General features: G+C 63.7%; 12 protein-coding genes and 1 CRISPR repeat array. Of the genes, 9 read left to right on the top strand and 3 right to left on the bottom strand.

Going from position 1 to position 15,314, the window contains the following annotated elements:
* Nucleotides 1-137: 137 nt before the first annotated feature.
* From cas3 to cas2e, 8 genes are all read left to right on the top strand, one after another.
* Complete coding sequence (gene cas3, locus U4Y90_RS27630) at nt 138-2,018, top strand: CRISPR-associated helicase Cas3' (RefSeq protein WP_321799522.1); 1,881 nt, start codon at nt 138-140, stop codon at nt 2,016-2,018.
* 9 nt (nt 2,019-2,027) lie between these two features.
* A complete protein-coding gene (gene casA / locus U4Y90_RS27625; RefSeq protein ID WP_321799398.1) occupies nt 2,028-3,626 on the top strand; it encodes a type I-E CRISPR-associated protein Cse1/CasA in 1,599 nt (532 codons plus the stop codon).
* Entirely contained in the window at nt 3,613-4,188 is a 576-nt protein-coding gene (gene casB, locus U4Y90_RS27620; protein WP_321799397.1) for a type I-E CRISPR-associated protein Cse2/CasB, read from the top strand. The genes casA and casB overlap by 14 nt, the downstream gene beginning before the upstream one ends.
* 69 nt (nt 4,189-4,257) lie before the next feature.
* Nucleotides 4,258-5,439: a type I-E CRISPR-associated protein Cas7/Cse4/CasC gene (cas7e, locus tag U4Y90_RS27615; RefSeq protein WP_321799395.1), complete on the top strand. Its 1,182-nt coding sequence runs from the start codon at nt 4,258-4,260 to the stop codon at nt 5,437-5,439.
* A 1-nt stretch (nt 5,440) separates the two neighbouring features.
* Entirely contained in the window at nt 5,441-6,187 is a 747-nt protein-coding gene (gene cas5e / locus U4Y90_RS27610; RefSeq protein WP_321799393.1) for a type I-E CRISPR-associated protein Cas5/CasD, read from the top strand.
* On the top strand, nt 6,184-6,948 hold the full coding sequence (gene cas6e, locus U4Y90_RS27605) for a type I-E CRISPR-associated protein Cas6/Cse3/CasE (RefSeq protein WP_321799391.1): 765 nt from the start codon (nt 6,184-6,186) through the stop codon (nt 6,946-6,948). The genes cas5e and cas6e overlap by 4 nt, the downstream gene beginning before the upstream one ends.
* A gap of 16 nt (nt 6,949-6,964) precedes the next feature.
* Nucleotides 6,965-7,852 carry a type I-E CRISPR-associated endonuclease Cas1e gene (cas1e, locus tag U4Y90_RS27600; protein ID WP_321799389.1) on the top strand — a complete coding sequence of 296 codons (888 nt, stop codon included), beginning with the start codon at nt 6,965-6,967 and terminating at the stop codon, nt 7,850-7,852.
* Complete coding sequence (gene cas2e, locus U4Y90_RS27595) at nt 7,824-8,126, top strand: type I-E CRISPR-associated endoribonuclease Cas2e (protein WP_321799388.1); 303 nt, start codon at nt 7,824-7,826, stop codon at nt 8,124-8,126. The genes cas1e and cas2e overlap by 29 nt, the downstream gene beginning before the upstream one ends.
* A gap of 87 nt (nt 8,127-8,213) precedes the next feature.
* Nucleotides 8,214-9,950: a CRISPR direct-repeat array (repeat unit 28 nt; unit sequence GGTTCCTCCGCGTGCGCGGAGATAGACC).
* Between the two features lie 59 nt (nt 9,951-10,009).
* Here the strand turns inward: cas2e and betA are convergent.
* Genes betA through betI form a run of 3 tightly spaced genes read right to left on the bottom strand, consistent with a single transcriptional unit; the run spans nt 10,010 to nt 13,804 of the window.
* Entirely contained in the window at nt 10,010-11,710 is a 1,701-nt protein-coding gene (gene betA / locus U4Y90_RS27590; protein WP_321799386.1) for a choline dehydrogenase, read from the bottom strand.
* An 11-nt stretch (nt 11,711-11,721) separates the two neighbouring features.
* Nucleotides 11,722-13,191, bottom strand: coding sequence for a betaine-aldehyde dehydrogenase (gene betB, locus U4Y90_RS27585; protein WP_321799384.1), 1,470 nt, complete (start codon nt 13,189-13,191; stop codon nt 11,722-11,724).
* 25 nt (nt 13,192-13,216) lie between these two features.
* Nucleotides 13,217-13,804, bottom strand: coding sequence for a transcriptional regulator BetI (gene betI / locus U4Y90_RS27580; protein ID WP_321799383.1), 588 nt, complete (start codon nt 13,802-13,804; stop codon nt 13,217-13,219).
* Nucleotides 13,805-14,031: 227 nt separating this feature from the next.
* On the opposite strand from betI, the gene fdhA reads away from it, so the two are divergent.
* The gene (fdhA, locus tag U4Y90_RS27575; RefSeq protein ID WP_321799381.1) at nt 14,032-15,228 is read left to right on the top strand and encodes a formaldehyde dehydrogenase, glutathione-independent; all 1,197 of its coding nucleotides are present in this window, start codon (nt 14,032-14,034) and stop codon (nt 15,226-15,228) included.
* Nucleotides 15,229-15,314 lie beyond the last annotated feature (86 nt).

The following is a 15,314-nucleotide window of genomic DNA, read 5'->3' as shown; positions in this document are numbered from 1 at the left end:
GCCTCGTGCAATTGGCCGACTGGCTCGGCTCGGACCAAGACTTCTTCGAATACAGCGAACCGGGAGCCGCGCGAACGCTGAATGACGCGCGCGAGCGGGCGTCAAAGGCCGTCGCAGCCATCGGACTCGAAACGTCGATGCTTCGCGCACAGTTGATTCACGACGGATTCTCTTTTGAATCCGCATTCGGACTGAAGGCGCCACACCCGGTTCAGAGCGCGCTCGGAGAGGACGGGCTCGGCCCTCTTCTCATACTCGAATCGGAAACCGGCAGTGGCAAGACCGAAGCCGCATTGTGGCGCTTCGCGAAGCTCTTCGAGGCCGGCAAGGTCGATTCACTCTATTTCGCGCTGCCTACGCGCGTGGCTGCCACGCAGGTCTACGAGCGTGTCCGCAAGTTCGTCTCGCGCCTTTGGCCGGCGAACGGGCCGGTCGTCGTACGTGCCCTGCCGGGCTATGAAAGCGCGGACGGCAATGTCAAGGAAGGCGTGCTGCCGGACTTCAAAGTCTTGTGGTCCGATGATCCCGACGAAACGAGGGCGCACCAGCGCTGGGCCGCTGAGTCGCCGAAGCGGTTTCTTGCGGCGACGATCGCCGTAGGCACGATCGATCAGGCCTTGCTCGCGGCCCTGAAAGTGCGTCATGCGCATCTGCGTCATGCGGCGCTTTGCCGGTCCTTGCTGGTCGTCGATGAAGTCCACGCATCCGACGCCTATATGTCGCAAGTGCTGGAGCAACTCTTGAAAGCGCATCTCGCGACAGGTGGACATGCGCTGCTCCTGTCGGCCACGCTCGGGTCGACTCAGCGCGCGAAATTTCAACGTATCGCAACCGGGAGCAAAGACCCGTCTGATCCCGGCATCGAGGACGCAAAGCAATCGCCGTACCCCGGACTCACAGACGGTGGTGGCGCGGTTCGAGCTTTGCCTTCCTCGGGCTCGATCAAGACGGTCCACTGGGAAACCCTCAACGCAATCGATGACTACGAGCACGTTGCGCGCCTCGCATTCGACGCCGCGAAACAAGGCGCGCGCGTACTGATCATCCGCAACACGGTGCCTACCGCAATCGCCACGCAAAAAGCGGTCGAAGCGTTGGTGAACGCATCCGGCGATCGCGCATGGCTGTTCGACGTCGATGGCATCCCGACGCTGCACCACAGCCGCTTCAGCCGTCAGGATCGACCGCGTCTCGATGCGCGCGTCGAAAAGCGGATCGGCAAGGTTCGCGAGAGCACGCAGGCGTGCATCGTCGTCGGCACGCAGACGCTCGAACAAAGCCTCGATATCGACGCGGACTTGCTCATCACGGACATTTGTCCGATGGACGTGCTGCTGCAGCGCATCGGCCGTTTGCATCGTCATAAGCGCGAAGGGAAAGATCGAAGGCCGGATGGTTTCGAGGAGGCACGCGCATGGGTGTTGATACCCGCGAATGGTTCCTTTGCAGATTGCCTCGAAGTGCCGCGCAACGGGCTTGGGCAGCTGAAAAATGGCGGCGGCGTCTATCCTGACTTGCGCATGATCGAAGCGACGCGTCGTCTGATATGCGAGCAGCCGAGTCGTGTGATTCCGCTGGAAAACCGCGAGCTGGTCGAACGCGCGACGCATCCCGATTGCCTGCGTTCGATACAGGACGAACTCGGTGGGCCGTGGAAGCAGTTGGCGCAACAATTCGATGGCGTCAATAGTGCTGAGCGAACCATCGCTCGGCTCCATGCCCTTTCGTACGACACGCCATTCGATGAACTCGCGTTTCCGGATGGTGAAGAACGCGTCGCCACGCGTCTCGGCACGGCGGACCGGCTCGTCGAATTCGATCCGCCCGTGCGCGGGCCCTTCGGCACGGACGTGCGTCAGATCGCCATCCGTCATCACATGTTGTCTTCCGGGCTCGACTCGGACGCAAAGCCGCTTTCGATCGTCTGCCATGACGGCGGTTTCGAATTCGACTTCGGCGCGGCTCGCTATTCGTACAGCCGGTTCGGTATCGAAAAGATCGGCGCGCGCCAAGGCTAGGGCCCTTTCATGAATATCCAGTTCAGCTTGCTCGATCAAACGCTGATTCGCTACCGAAACAGCAATCGCCAGGAAAGGCACGTTACGTTGCCGGAACTGTTTGTTGCCTTCAACGACGATGAAGTTTTCGATTTCCCCGCGCTGCGTCCGCATCAGCGTCATCCCTGGCATGCGTTTCTCGTGCAGATCGCGGCGATTGCGCTTCACGTCGCAGAACGCGAGACGCCTTTTCGAACCAACGACGATTGGCGCAAAGCACTGCTTGCATTGACGCCCGACGATAGTGACGGCGCGGCGTTCTCGCTCGTCGCGCCGGACGATCGCCCCGCCTTTTTGCAGGCACCGTGCGAGAGCGGGACGTCCAAAACGTGGAAGAAGCGAATATCGACGCCCGACGCGCTCGACATGCTGGTGACATCGAAGAATCACGATCTGAAGGGACAACGCATGATCCATGCACAGCCCGAAGACTGGATCTACGCGCTCGTCAGCTTGCAGACGCAAGAGGGCTTTCTTGGCTCGGGCAACTACGGCATATCGCGAATGAACGGTGGTTTCGCGAGTCGTCCGGGGTTCGGTGTTGTGCCGTCGGGGCGTTGGGGAAAGCGCTGGGCGCGCGATGTACAACTTCTCATACGAAGCCGCAAGAGGATCATCGATAAACAGGAACTGAAGGAGAAAGGCGGCGTCGCGCTCGTGTGGCTGCAACCCTGGGACGGCAACGGCAGCCTGTCGTTCAGCGAACTCGATCCTTTCTATATCGAAGTGTGTCGGCGCGTGCGCATGCAGGCGCAAGGCGGCACGCTCTGGGCGATCGCCACGGGCAGCAAAGTCGTGCGCATTGCCGCGAAAGAGCGTTTGGGCATCACGGGCGATGTCTGGACGCCGATCAACGTTGCGGAGGGCAAGGCGCTTTCGATCACGGCCAGAGGTTTCGACTACAAGCTCGCAAGCAAGCTCGCGTTTTCCGACGACGATGAGTCGAACGTCGCGCGCGTTATTTACGACGACGACGGAAAAGAAGGCGTGTATATCCTCGCTCAAGGCATCGCGCGTGGTCAGGGAAAGACCGAGGGGTATCACGAACGGCGCATTCCCATTACGAAGAAGATGAGCAAGGCGCTCCGGCAGAAGAGGACGGATGAGATCGCCGAGGCAGCGAAGGAGCGCATCGAGGCCATCGGCGCGGTCCGCAAGATACTCTGGAGCGCGTTGTGCGCGCTGCTGGGCAATGGGGAAAAGAGCGTAAGCGATGACACCCAGAACAAAGCCAGCGATTTCGCGAGTGCGTTCGAGCAAGGAGAAGACCGTCGGTTCTTCGACGATCTCGGAGAGGAACTCGAAGCCGACGACCGAGTCGCCGTACACGACCGATGGCTCCTCGCGCTCGCCGATCGCGCCGCCGAGGTGCTGGAGCAGGCATTCGTCACGGGCCCGCGAAGCGCGGAGCGTGTTTATCCCGCGCGCGCCGCGGCGCTGTCGCGCTTTCACGGCGGCCTCCGGTCCGAGAAGATGAATCGAATCCCCCGCGTGTTGAAACAACGCGATGAAGCGCGCAAGGCCGCGCGACCCGAATCGTTCGAAGAGGTTTCAGATGGCTCAGATTGAAGGCGTCGCGCGGGCACCATCGCGCGTCTACGGCTCCCAGGCGCAAGCGCTCGCCCGTTTCATCGAAGCCGGCCGGCTAGGCGAGGGCGCGCTGAAGGCGGACTATGTCGCGCTCAAGCGTCTCAACCCCGAAGCCGAAGCGTTGACCGTGCAGCAGATCGCGGCGCTCACGCGGGCATTGCATCGCGCGAAGGTGAATTGCGAGCAACTGAGCGTCGAGCGCTGGAAGCGTTGGGCCGTGATCGTGAACGGTATCGCGATGACCGGTCATCACGCCACGAAGGAAGACGAGGCCGGGGCGGACGCGCGATTCGGGTCTCAACTGCGGCGAGCGGGCGTGTCCGACGCGCGCATCGCACGGCTTTTCAATGCGCGTGGCGACGCGTTTTTCCCGCTCCTGCAGCGCGTGCTTCGCCTGATGGAAAGCAGGAAGATCAAGCCGAACTGGGCCGAGCTAGGCACCTTTGTCCTCAACGAAAATGCGGACGATCCCATCGGCAAGCGCAGGGCGGAACGGTTGCGCCTCAAGTTCGTCCGCGAGTTCACGAGCACCAAACCCTGAAGCGCCAAAGCGTCTTGATCGCCGCCGCTCGAAAACGCGCCTAATCATTCAGTAACAGAAGGACCAGACATGACCCACCCGCGCTTCATCCAGATCCACACGTTGCAAAGCTACTCCGCCGCGCTTCTCAACCGTGACGATGCGGGTCTCGCCAAACGCCTTCCGATGGGCGACGCTATCCGCACACGCATCTCGTCGCAATGTCTGAAGCGGCATTGGCGCACGGCGGATGATCGCCATTCGCTCGTGAAACTCGGCGTGCCGATGGCCATTCGTTCGCGCGTCACGCTCACGCTGATCCGCGACGAGCTGATCAAACAGGGCGTGCCCGAGAACCTCGCTCAGACCGCCGCCGAAGCCTTGCGCGATGCAGGTCTCCTCGACAAGGGCGGCAAGAACCTCAAAGGCAAGGAGGCGCTGGAAACGGGCCAGGCCGTGCTGCTCGGCAAGGCGGAAATCGACTATCTCGTGCAGCGTTGCGCGACGCTGGCGCGAGAATGCGAGGACGAAAAGACCTTGACCTCCGCCATTGCCGGATTGCTCAAGGACGAGAAGTCGAACATCGAAGCGCTCAGGCATGGCAGCGGCCTCGAAGCGGCGCTTTTTGGCCGCATGGTTACATCGGATGTGCTCGCATCGCGCGATGCCGCCGTGTACGTCGCGCATGCGTTCACCGTCCACGAGGCGCAGGTGGAGAACGACTATTTCACCGTCGTCGACGACCTTTTGCGCGAGAGCGGCGAGCGCGGCTCCGCGGGCATCTTCGACACGGAGCTCGCGTCGGGTCTCTACTATGGCTACGTCGTCGTGGACTTGCCGCAATTGGTGGCGAATCTCGAAGGCATCGGCATGGCCGAATGCTTCGATGCGCATCCCGAGCGGCGCGAACTGGCGGGACAGGTCGTCGAGAACCTGCTGCATCTGATCGCGACCGTCAGTCCCGGCGCGAAGCGCGGTTCGACCGCGCCGTTCGGCCACGCGAGCCTGATGCTCGTCGAAACGGGCGACTGGCAGCCGCGCAGTCTCGCCGGCGCGTTCGAAACGGCGCTGAAACTGAAGGGCGGGAATATCCGCGAGCTGGCGATCGGGCAACTCGCGCGAGAAATCGACAAGCACGATGCCGCGTATGGCGCGCCGCTCGATCGGCGCTATCTCGCGCTCGACGACGAGACGCCGATGCCGAAGGCTCAACGCCTCTCACTCGATCAACTCGGCAAATGGGTACGGAATCGCATCGTGGAAGGGGCGTGAGATGCGGCGGCATCTGCTGATGCGCTTGCGCGCACCGCTCGTGTCGTTCGGCGGCGAAACGATCGACAGCTACGGCGTGATCCGCGACTTTCCGGCGTTGTCGATGGTGACGGGCCTGATCGCCAATGCGCTCGGCTACGATCGCGGCGATTTCGACGCGCACGACCGCTTGCAGGCGCGCATCGTGATGGGCACGCGGCTCGACGCCAGCGGCACGCGGCTCGCCGACTTTCAGACAGCGCAACTCGGCAAGCGCGACGAAGGGTGGACGACGCGTGGCATGCCCGAGACGCGGCAGGGTGGCGAAGACTCGTACAAGAGCCCGCACTTGCGCCGTCGCGAGTATCACGCGGACCTCGACGCGCTCGTCGCCATGCGGCTCGAATCGGCGGATGAGCAACCGACGCTCGATGACATCGCGGGCGCGCTCGATCGGCCGAAGCGCCCGCTTTTCATCGGCCGCAAGCCTTGTCTGCCGATGACGCGCGTCTTCGCCGGCATGATCGACGCGCACGATTTGCTCGGCGCGTTGCAACGCGCGCCCGCACCCGATGCGTCCGATTTCCGCTATCAATTGCCCGAAGGCGAGGGCGAAGTCGAACTGCGTCACTCGCGATGGCAGGACGTATGCGACGAACGCAACTGGAGGACCGGCGTGCACGGTGGTTGGCGGCGTGTGTTCGAGGGCAACGATCCGCGCTTGAAGGACTCGGCGAGCCCGGCCAACTTATCGGAACGATCCGCATGACCACCTTCAATCTGATGCACTGCCAACCCGATCCGCGCAAGTTCGTGCTGTGGGCGTCACGGCAAGGCGGGTTGCCGGCGGGCGGCGATCTCGGTTACGCGTTGCATGCGGCACTTCATCGCGTGTTCGGTGCGTGCGTGCCGAAGCCTTTTTACTATCGCGATGCGCGCGCTGGTCTGCTGGCCTACACGCGAAGCTCGGTCGAAGAACTGCGCGAGGCGGCCGCGATGTGCGCGGCGCCCGATCTGGCCGACGCGCTGGGTCTCGACGCAGGACCGCGTAGTCCCGGACTCGGCGTGCGCGCGTTTCCGCTGCAATGGAACGCGGGCCGCGTGCTGAGCTTCGAAGTCCGCGTGCGGCCCATGCGTCGTTTCAAGGCGGCCGAGCGAAAGCACGGGACCGAGCGCGATGCATATCGCGAATACGAAGCGCGCAGGGACGATGAGAAGGATCTCACGCGCGAGGAGGTCTATGTGCGATGGCTCGCCGAGCAGTTCGGCACGTCGGGCGCCGCAGAGCTGATCGAAGCGCGCATGACGCGCTTTCAACTCACGCCCGTGATGCGCCTGACTCAGTCGAATGCGCAGAGCGACCGGGGTCGCACGCCGCACACTATCATCGGTCCGGATGCCACCTTCAGCGGCCATCTTCGCGTCGAAAATACGGAGGCGTTCGCGCGACTGCTTACGCGCGGTGTCGGGCGTCATCGCGCGTTCGGGTTCGGGATGTTGCTGCTCAAGCCTGCGTCCATATCGGCATGAGTGGCGGAGGGAGGCCGTGCTGAAAGGCCGGCTCGGGCTCGATACTTCGCGCGTTCCTCACGCGGACCGTCACGGTCTTGTGTGGCTCGAGCGCGGCGAGCTGAACGTGATCGACGGATGCCTGCACTTCGCGAGCGGGCAGCACGCCGATCAGATCCCGCATCAGTCGGTGTCGATGATCTTGCTCGGCCCGGGCAGTAGCGTGACGCACGACGCGCTGCGTCTGCTCGCGCGTCACGGGACGCTGCTCGCGGCGGTGGGCGTCGACGGCGTGCGCACTTACACTGCGCCGCCGCTGATGGCGGATCGTTCGAGCGTTGCGCGTCGGCAGGCGGAGTTATGGGGCAATCCGCGACGGCGTCTGTCCGTCGCGCGGCACATGTATGCGTTGCGGCTCGGCGAAGTGCTGCCGCATCGCAATCTCGACACGCTTCGCGGCATCGAAGGCGCGCGCGTCAAGGCGACTTATCGGTTGCGGGCGCAGCAGTTCGGCATCGACTGGGACGGGCGTCGTTATGATCGCGCGAACCCCGAGGCCGCCGATCTGCCGAATCAGGCGATCAATCACGCGGCGACGGCGGTGCAGGCGGCTGCTGCCATCGCTGTGCAGGCGCTGGCGGCGATACCGCAACTTGGGTTCATCCACGAAGATTCGGGGCAGGCTTTCGTGCTCGATATCGCCGATCTGTTTCGCGATGACATCACGCTTTCCATCGCGTTCGCCGCGGCGAAGCAGGCGGAGCGCAGCGAACAGACCGTCGACCGGCTGGTGCGGCGCGAGGCGGCGCGCGTGTTTCGCAAGAAGGCCGTCATTCCGGCGATGATCGATCGCGTGAAGCAGGTGCTGCGGCTGGATGAGACTCTGGAGGAGAGCGATGGCGCTGGCCGTGGTGGTGACGTCTGATGTCGCGGACCGGTTTCGCGGCTTTCTCGCGTCGGTGATGCTGGAGGTTTCGGCGGGCGTGTATGTCGCGCCGCGCATGAACAAGGGCGTGCGCGAGAGGACGTGGTCAGTGCTTGCTGATTGGCACGGGCATGAGCCGCGAGGCAGCGTCGTGATGGTGTGGCGGGATCTGGATGCGGTGGGCGGCATCGGGATCGCGCATCTCGGTGCGCCGCCGCGCGAGCTTGTCGATATCGACGGGATGTATGTCGTGCGGCGCGTGTTTGCGGGTTAGGCGCGCAAATCGTTCTTTGAAAACTTGATTTTGAGATTGGATCGATTTGGCGGTTTTGTCTTTGCGATCATGAGGTTATGAGGTAGGGGTTCCTCCGCGTGCGCGGAGATAGACCCTTCTTCAGCCCGATGTCGAGACAGCGGCGGAGGGTTCCTCCGCGTGCGCGGAGATAGACCCGAGCAGCCATCGCGGCACTGGCACCGGATCAGGGTTCCTCCGCGTGCGCGGAGATAGACCGATTGATTGCCGAGAGGCGTTCTCGTACGAGCCGGTTCCTCCGCGTGCGCGGAGATAGACCTTGCGGTTTGCCGGAGCGCGTCGCGCTTCAAGAGGTTCCTCCGCGTGCGCGGAGATAGACCAGCGTTGAGCGGTCTGATATGCGAGATCAATCAGGTTCCTCCGCGTGCGCGGAGATAGACCCCGGTCTCAATCGCCCCCGTGCCCGCTTGCGACGGTTCCTCCGCGTGCGCGGAGATAGACCTTTGGCGAGGTGAAGTTGTGAGCGCGTTGATCGGGTTCCTCCGCGTGCGCGGAGATAGACCCGGCTGGCGCAGGATGAAGCCGTTCGTGCCCTGGGTTCCTCCGCGTGCGCGGAGATAGACCGCGGATTGCTTTCGCCTGGCCGTCGGTGAAGTGGGTTCCTCCGCGTGCGCGGAGATAGACCTCGATCCATTCGTACTGCCCAGCGATCTGCCCGGGTTCCTCCGCGTGCGCGGAGATAGACCGCTCTGATGCTCCTACAACTCCGTGCCTTGCCGGGTTCCTCCGCATGCGCGGAGATAGACCCGTTTCCTGAGGCCCTCGTCGAGCCCTGCGTTCGGTTCCTCCGCATGCGCGGAGATAGACCCGTTTCCTGAGGCCCTCGTCGAGCCCTGCGTTCGGTTCCTCCGCATGCGCGGAGATAGACCCTTCTGGAGGCCGATGCTGTACACAGTCGAGCGGGTTCCTCCGCATGCGCGGAGATAGACCTAACAGTCTGTCCAATGGCGATCGCGCATCTCTGGTTCCTCCGCATGCGCGGAGATAGACCTCGGGATGGTGCCTGTACCACGCGAGCGGGCGCAGGTTCCTCCGCGTGCGCGGAGATAGACCTGTGGCGCCCGGCCAAGAGGTCCCGCCGACGGGGGTTCCTCCGCGTGCGCGGAGATAGACCTCGAATAGTACAAGCGCGACGAGGAACAGCGCGGGTTCCTCCGCGTGCGCGGAGATAGACCCACGAGGCATTCAGCGTCATACGGCCCGAGCGGGGTTCCTCCGCGTGCGCGGAGATAGACCTCGATCGACCCATCCGCGCGGTAAGCCGTAGACGGTTCCTCCGCGTGCGCGGAGATAGACCCCTGAAAAAGATGACCGAAGCGCAGGGCGTTTTGGTTCCTCCGCGTGCGCGGAGATAGACCCGACAAGAGCGCGACGCCGACAGTCGTGAGTGAGGTTCCTCCGCGTGCGCGGAGATAGACCCGAGATTATCGATGTCGAGCTCACCTCGTGGCCGGTTCCTCCGCGTGCGCGGAGATAGACCCGACGCGAGCGGCTATTGCGCGAGCGGCCAATGGGTTCCTCTGCGTGAGCGGAGATAGACCCCAGTCGCTCACGGATGGCGCCTTGATGTCGCAGGTTCCTCCGCGTGCGCGGAGATAGACCGTCGTGACTATTCCCGAGTTCGCGACCTCGGGCGGTTCCTCCGCGTGCGCGGAGATAGACCGTTTGCAAAGGATCGCAGCAACGGCCGCATTGAGGTTCCTCCGTGTGCGCGGAGATAGACCCATGAAGCGTCTGCTCGACCCGGAAGTGCTCATGGTTCCTCCGCCTCCGCGAAGATAGCGCCCAGTGTGAGTTCATCACGCCAGGCACGCCCCGCAGCACCCCCCCACCCCAGCCCCCCCTCAAACCCTCACCACTCTCCGCCACACCACCTCCCCATCCCGCGCCCTTTTTCCCCTGGCCACAAAATAAGGCGTCGGCACCCGCTCCAAAGCCTCCCTTCCCCTGATCCGATCCGCAATCTTCTCCGCCAGCATGATCGTCGGCGCATTGAGATTGCCGGTTGTGATCTGCGGCATGATCGATGCATCGACGACGCGCAGTCCTTCCATCCCATGCACGCGTCCCTCGCCATCCACGACCGCCATATCGTCGTATCCCATCTTGCAGGAGCACGAAGGATGAAAAGCCGTCTCGGCCTTCGCCTTTACGAAAGCATCGAGTTCCGCGTCGCTTTGCAGATCATCGGACGGATGAAGCTCCCGCCCGCGATACCGCGCCAACGCAGGCTGCCGCATGATGTCGCGCGTGATGCGAATCGCATCGCGAAACTCGCGCCAGTCCAGCGGATCGGCCATGTAGTTGAAAAGGATGCCCGGATGCGCATTCGGATCGCGCGACTTGAGCTTCACGCGCCCGCGGCTCGGCGAACGCATCGATCCGACATGCGCCTGAAAACCATGCATCCTGATCGGGTTCGAACCGTTGTAATTGATCGCGACCGGCAAAAAGTGATACTGGATGTTCGGCCACAAATCATCATCGCGTGTGCGGATAAAACCGCCCGCTTCGAACTGATTGCTCGCGCCGACGCCCGTCCCGTTCAACATCCATTCGAGCCCGATGGCCGGCTGATTCCACCATTGCAGCGCCGGATACAACGACACCGGCTCCTTGCATTCGTACTGCATATACATCTCGAGGTGATCCTGTAAATTCTCACCTACGCCCGGCAGATCGTGCACGACGGGAATTTCCAGCTCCTTCAGCCAGGCGGAGCGTCCCACGCCCGAGCGCTGCAGCAGTTGAGGCGACGCAATCGCACCGCTGCACACGAGCACCTCACGGCGCACATGCGCGCTCACGCGCTGCCCGCCATGCAGATAAGCGACACCGATCGCGCGCTTTCCCGAGAACAGCACGCGGTCGGTCGTTGCGTGCGTAACGATCGTGAGATTGCCGCGATGCTTCGCGCGGTCCAGATACCCGCGCGCCGTGCTCGCACGACGCCCGTTCGCGGTCACGGTGCGATCCATCGGACCGAATCCTTCCTGCTGATAACCGTTCAGGTCCTCGGTGCGCGGATAGCCCGCCTGCACGCCGGCCTCGACCATCGCGGCGAAGAGCGGATTGTTGCCGGGCTTGCTCGTCGTCACATGCACGGGACCGTCGCCGCCGTGATACGCGTTCGGCCCGATATCGCGCGTCTCCGCCTTGCGAAAATACGGCAGGCAGTCGAGATAGCTCCAGTTCCCGAGACCGGGCATCGACGCCCAGTTGTCGTAATCGAGCGCATTGCCGCGGATATAGCACATGCCGTTGATGAGCGACGATCCGCCCAGCCCCTTGCCGCGCCCGCATTCCATGCGCCGGTTGTTCATGTGCGGTTCGGGTTCGGTTTCATAGGCCCAGTTATAGCGCCGCCCCTGCAACGGATAAGCCAGCGCCGCGGGCATCTGCGTGCGAAAGTCGAAGCGATAATCCGGCCCGCCCGCTTCGAGCAGCAGCACGGTCACGTCCTCGTCCTCGGTGAGACGCGACGCAAGCACGTTGCCCGCCGATCCCGCCCCGACGATGATGTAATCGTATTCGTTCACGCTCATCGCAATGCTCCTCAAAACACGGGCTGATAGGGGCCGAGCTCGACCTGCACGGACTTGATGCGCGTATAGGCATTCAACGTGACGATGCCGTTCTCGCGCCCGATGCCCGACTGCTTGTATCCGCCGACGGGCATTTCGGCCGGCGACTCGCCCCACGTGTTGATCCAGCAGATGCCCGCTTCGAGCCGATGTATCACGCGATGCGCGCGCGACAGGTTCTCCGTCACGACGCCCGCCGCGAGACCGTAGTCGGTGTCGTTGGCGCGCGCGATGACTTCGTCTTCGTCATCGAACGCGAGAATGCTCATCACCGGCCCGAAGATCTCCTCACGCACGATGCGCATGTCGTCGTGGCAATCGGCGAACACGGTCGGCTCGACATACTGTCCGTGCGCGAACGCGCCATCGGTCATGCGCGCGCCGCCCGCGACGAGCCGTGCGCCTTCGCGCTTGCCGCTCTCGATGAAGCCGAGCACTTTGTGCAGTTGCGCGGCGCTCGCGAGCGGCCCGAAGTTGGTGCGCGGATCATCGGGTGCGCCGATGCGGATGCGCTTCACACGCTCGAGCACGAGCGCTTCGAACTTGGCGATCACCCCGCGCTCCACGAATACGCGCGTGCCGTTCGTGCATACCTGGCCCGAACTGAAGAAGTTCGCGCTCATCGCGATATCGGCGGCGCGTTCGAGGTTCGCATCGTCGAACACGATGAGCGGCGACTTGCCGCCTAGCTCCATCGTCACGTCCTTGAGCGTCGATCCGCCGGCGCGCGCCATCACTTTCTTGCCGGTCTCGACGCCGCCCGTGAACGAAATCTTTTCGATGCCCGGATGTTCCGCGAGCATTGCGCCGACGCGTCCGTCGCCCTGCACGACGTTGAACACGCCCGCGGGCACGCCCGCTTCGATATAGATCTCCGCGAGCTTCGACGCGGACAGCGGCGTGACTTCGCTCGGCTTGAAGATCATCGCGTTGCCGGCGGCGAGCGCGGGCGCCGACTTCCAGCATGCGATCTGGATCGGGTAATTCCACGCGCCGATGCCCGCGCACACGCCGAGCGGTTCGCGCCGCGTATAGAGGAACGACGAGTTGCGCAGCGGAATCTGCTCGCCTTCGATGGCCGTCGCGAGTCCCGCGTAATACTCGATGACATCCGCGCCCGTGACGATATCGACCGCGCGCGTCTCCGCGATCGGCTTGCCGGTGTCGCGCGTCTCCAGCGCGGCGAGTTCGTCGTTGCGCGCGCGCAGCAGGTCGACCGCGCGCCGCAGGATGCGCGAGCGCTGCATCGCGGTCATCGCGGCCCATGCGCGCTGGCCTTCGCGCGCCGATCGCACCGCGCGATCGATATCGGCCTGCGATGCCTGTTGCACGCGCGCGAGCGTTTCGCCCGTGGCGGGATCGAGCGTGTCGAAGGTTTCACCGCTCGTCGCATCGACGTATTCGCCGCCGATATAAAGCCGTTGCTCTCCGAATGCGGACATGTCGCGCTCCTTCATGAGTGATGGTTCAACCGCGCGCGTCCAGCACGAGGTCGATGTATTCATAGGCGAGCCGCAGCGCGCCCTTGGTGTCGAACGGCTCGCCGGCCAGCGCGCCGCGCAGCCACAGGCCGTCGATCAGCGCGGCGAGACCGCTCGCGGCACGGCGCGCGGCGGGCTTCGTCAGCGTTCTCGCGAAATCGGCGCACAGGTTCGAATGGAGACGCCGTGTGTTCACGCGCTGCAGGCGTCGCAGCTCCGGCTTGTGCATGCTCTCCGACCAGAACGCGAGCCAGGTTTTCATGACCGGCCCGTTCACCTGCTCGACATCGAAATTCGCCGCGACCACCGCTCGCAGTTTCGAGCGCGGATCGGGCTTCGCTGCCTTGCGGCGGCGCGACGTGCCCTGCCACAGCGAGCGCAGCACATGGCGCATCGTGGCTTCGAGCAGGCCGTCCTTGTCGCCGAAATAATGGCTGACGATGCCCGTCGACGTGCTCGCGCGCTGCGCGACCGAGGCGAGCGTCGCGCCCGCGAGCCCCGACTGGTCGATGGTCAGCAACGTGGCGTCGATGAGTTGCGCGCGGCGGATCTCGCGCATTCCGAGCTTGGGCATGGCGGTTCGGTGACTGTCGAATTGCGCCGATACTAGTTTTTTTATTTTGAACGGTCAATCAATAAAAAGCGAGTCGAAAGGTTTTCGGGGCGCGATGTCGGTTTCAGTCAAACGTGCGTCGCATTGAGTGACAGTCGCCGCTTCACGACGGCGCTACCCTCGTTGCACGGGCGCGGTCATCGCCTGGATGCATCGCGCGTGCCGTCCACGAAACAAGGAGACGATCAATGAGCAGCAATCGCGGCGTCGTATATCTGGGGCAGGGCAAGGTCGAAGTGCAATCCATCGACTATCCGAAGATGGTCGATCCACGCGGCCGCGACATCGGCCACGGCGTCATTCTGAGAGTCGTCAGCACCAATATTTGCGGCTCGGACCAGCACATGGTGCGCGGCCGCACGACCGCCGAGGTCGGCCTCGTGCTCGGCCACGAGATCACGGGCGAAGTGATCGAAGTGGGGCGCGATGTCGAGACGCTCGCCATCGGCGATCTCGTGTCGGTGCCGTTCAACGTCGCGTGCGGCCGTTGCCCGACGTGCAAGGCGCAGCATACGGGCGTGTGTCTGAACGTGAATCCGTCGCGCGCGGGCGGCGCGTATGGCTATGTCGATATGGGCGGCTGGATCGGCGGCCAGGCGGAATACGTGATGGTGCCGTACGCGGACTTCAATCTGCTGAAGTTTCCCGACAAGGCGCAGGCGATGTCGAAGATCCGCGACCTCACCTGTCTCTCCGACATTCTTCCGACGGGTTATCACGGCGCGGTCATGGCGGGCGTCGGGCCGGGCTCGACGGTGTATATCGCCGGCGCGGGCCCGGTCGGGATGGCCGCGGCCGCATCGGCGCGCCTGCTCGGCGCGGCGTGCACGATCGTCGGCGACATGAACGAGGAGCGGCTCGCTCATGCGCGTGCGATGGGCTTCGAGACGATCAATTTGTCGAAGGACGCGACCCTCGGCGAGCAGATCGAGCAGATTCTCGGCAAGCCGGAAGTGGACTGCGCCGTTGACTGCGTGGGCTTCGAGGCGCACGGACACGGCAGCGACAGCGGCCATGAAGCGCCCGCGACGGTGCTCAACTCGCTGATGGAAATCACCAAGGCGGCGGGCGCGATCGGCATTCCGGGACTCTATGTGACCGACGATCCCGGCGCGGTGGATGCCGCCGCGAGGAAGGGCAGTTTGAGCATCCGCTTCGGTCTCGGCTGGGCGAAGTCGCATTCGTTTCACACGGGGCAGACGCCGGTCATGAAGTACAACCGCAATCTGATGCAGGCGATTCTTTGGGATCGGCTGCCGATTGCGGATATCGTCAATGTGACGGTCGTTTCGCTCGATGAAGCGCCGGATGGGTACCGCAAGTTCGATGGCGGGGCGCCGCGCAAGTTTGTCATCGATCCGCATGGGTTGTTGAAGGCGGCTTGAGGGGTTTTTTGGTTGCCCCTGCGGTTGCTTTTTTGCTGCGGGGGCGGGGGGTTGTTTGGCTTTTTGGCGGATCCCGATTTTTTTTA

Origin of the sequence: Caballeronia sp. J97, assembly GCF_905220305.1 — a bacterium.
Taxonomy (GTDB): domain Bacteria; phylum Pseudomonadota; class Gammaproteobacteria; order Burkholderiales; family Burkholderiaceae; genus Caballeronia.
This window is presented reverse-complemented; position numbering and strand designations above follow the sequence as displayed.

Coding starts and splice junctions, on each gene's coding strand:
- cas7e (WP_321799395.1), top strand. CDS start 4,258: ATGACCCACCCGCGCTTCATCCAGATCCACACGTTGCAAAGCTACTCC.
- betI (WP_321799383.1), bottom strand. CDS start 13,804: ATGCCCAAGCTCGGAATGCGCGAGATCCGCCGCGCGCAACTCATCGAC.
- cas2e (WP_321799388.1), top strand. CDS start 7,824: ATGGCGCTGGCCGTGGTGGTGACGTCTGATGTCGCGGACCGGTTTCGC.
- cas3 (WP_321799522.1), top strand. CDS start 138: ATGCTTCGCGCACAGTTGATTCACGACGGATTCTCTTTTGAATCCGCA.
- casA (WP_321799398.1), top strand. CDS start 2,028: ATGAATATCCAGTTCAGCTTGCTCGATCAAACGCTGATTCGCTACCGA.
- betA (WP_321799386.1), bottom strand. CDS start 11,710: ATGAGCGTGAACGAATACGATTACATCATCGTCGGGGCGGGATCGGCG.
- cas6e (WP_321799391.1), top strand. CDS start 6,184: ATGACCACCTTCAATCTGATGCACTGCCAACCCGATCCGCGCAAGTTC.
- fdhA (WP_321799381.1), top strand. CDS start 14,032: ATGAGCAGCAATCGCGGCGTCGTATATCTGGGGCAGGGCAAGGTCGAA.
- betB (WP_321799384.1), bottom strand. CDS start 13,191: ATGTCCGCATTCGGAGAGCAACGGCTTTATATCGGCGGCGAATACGTC.
- casB (WP_321799397.1), top strand. CDS start 3,613: ATGGCTCAGATTGAAGGCGTCGCGCGGGCACCATCGCGCGTCTACGGC.
- cas5e (WP_321799393.1), top strand. CDS start 5,441: ATGCGGCGGCATCTGCTGATGCGCTTGCGCGCACCGCTCGTGTCGTTC.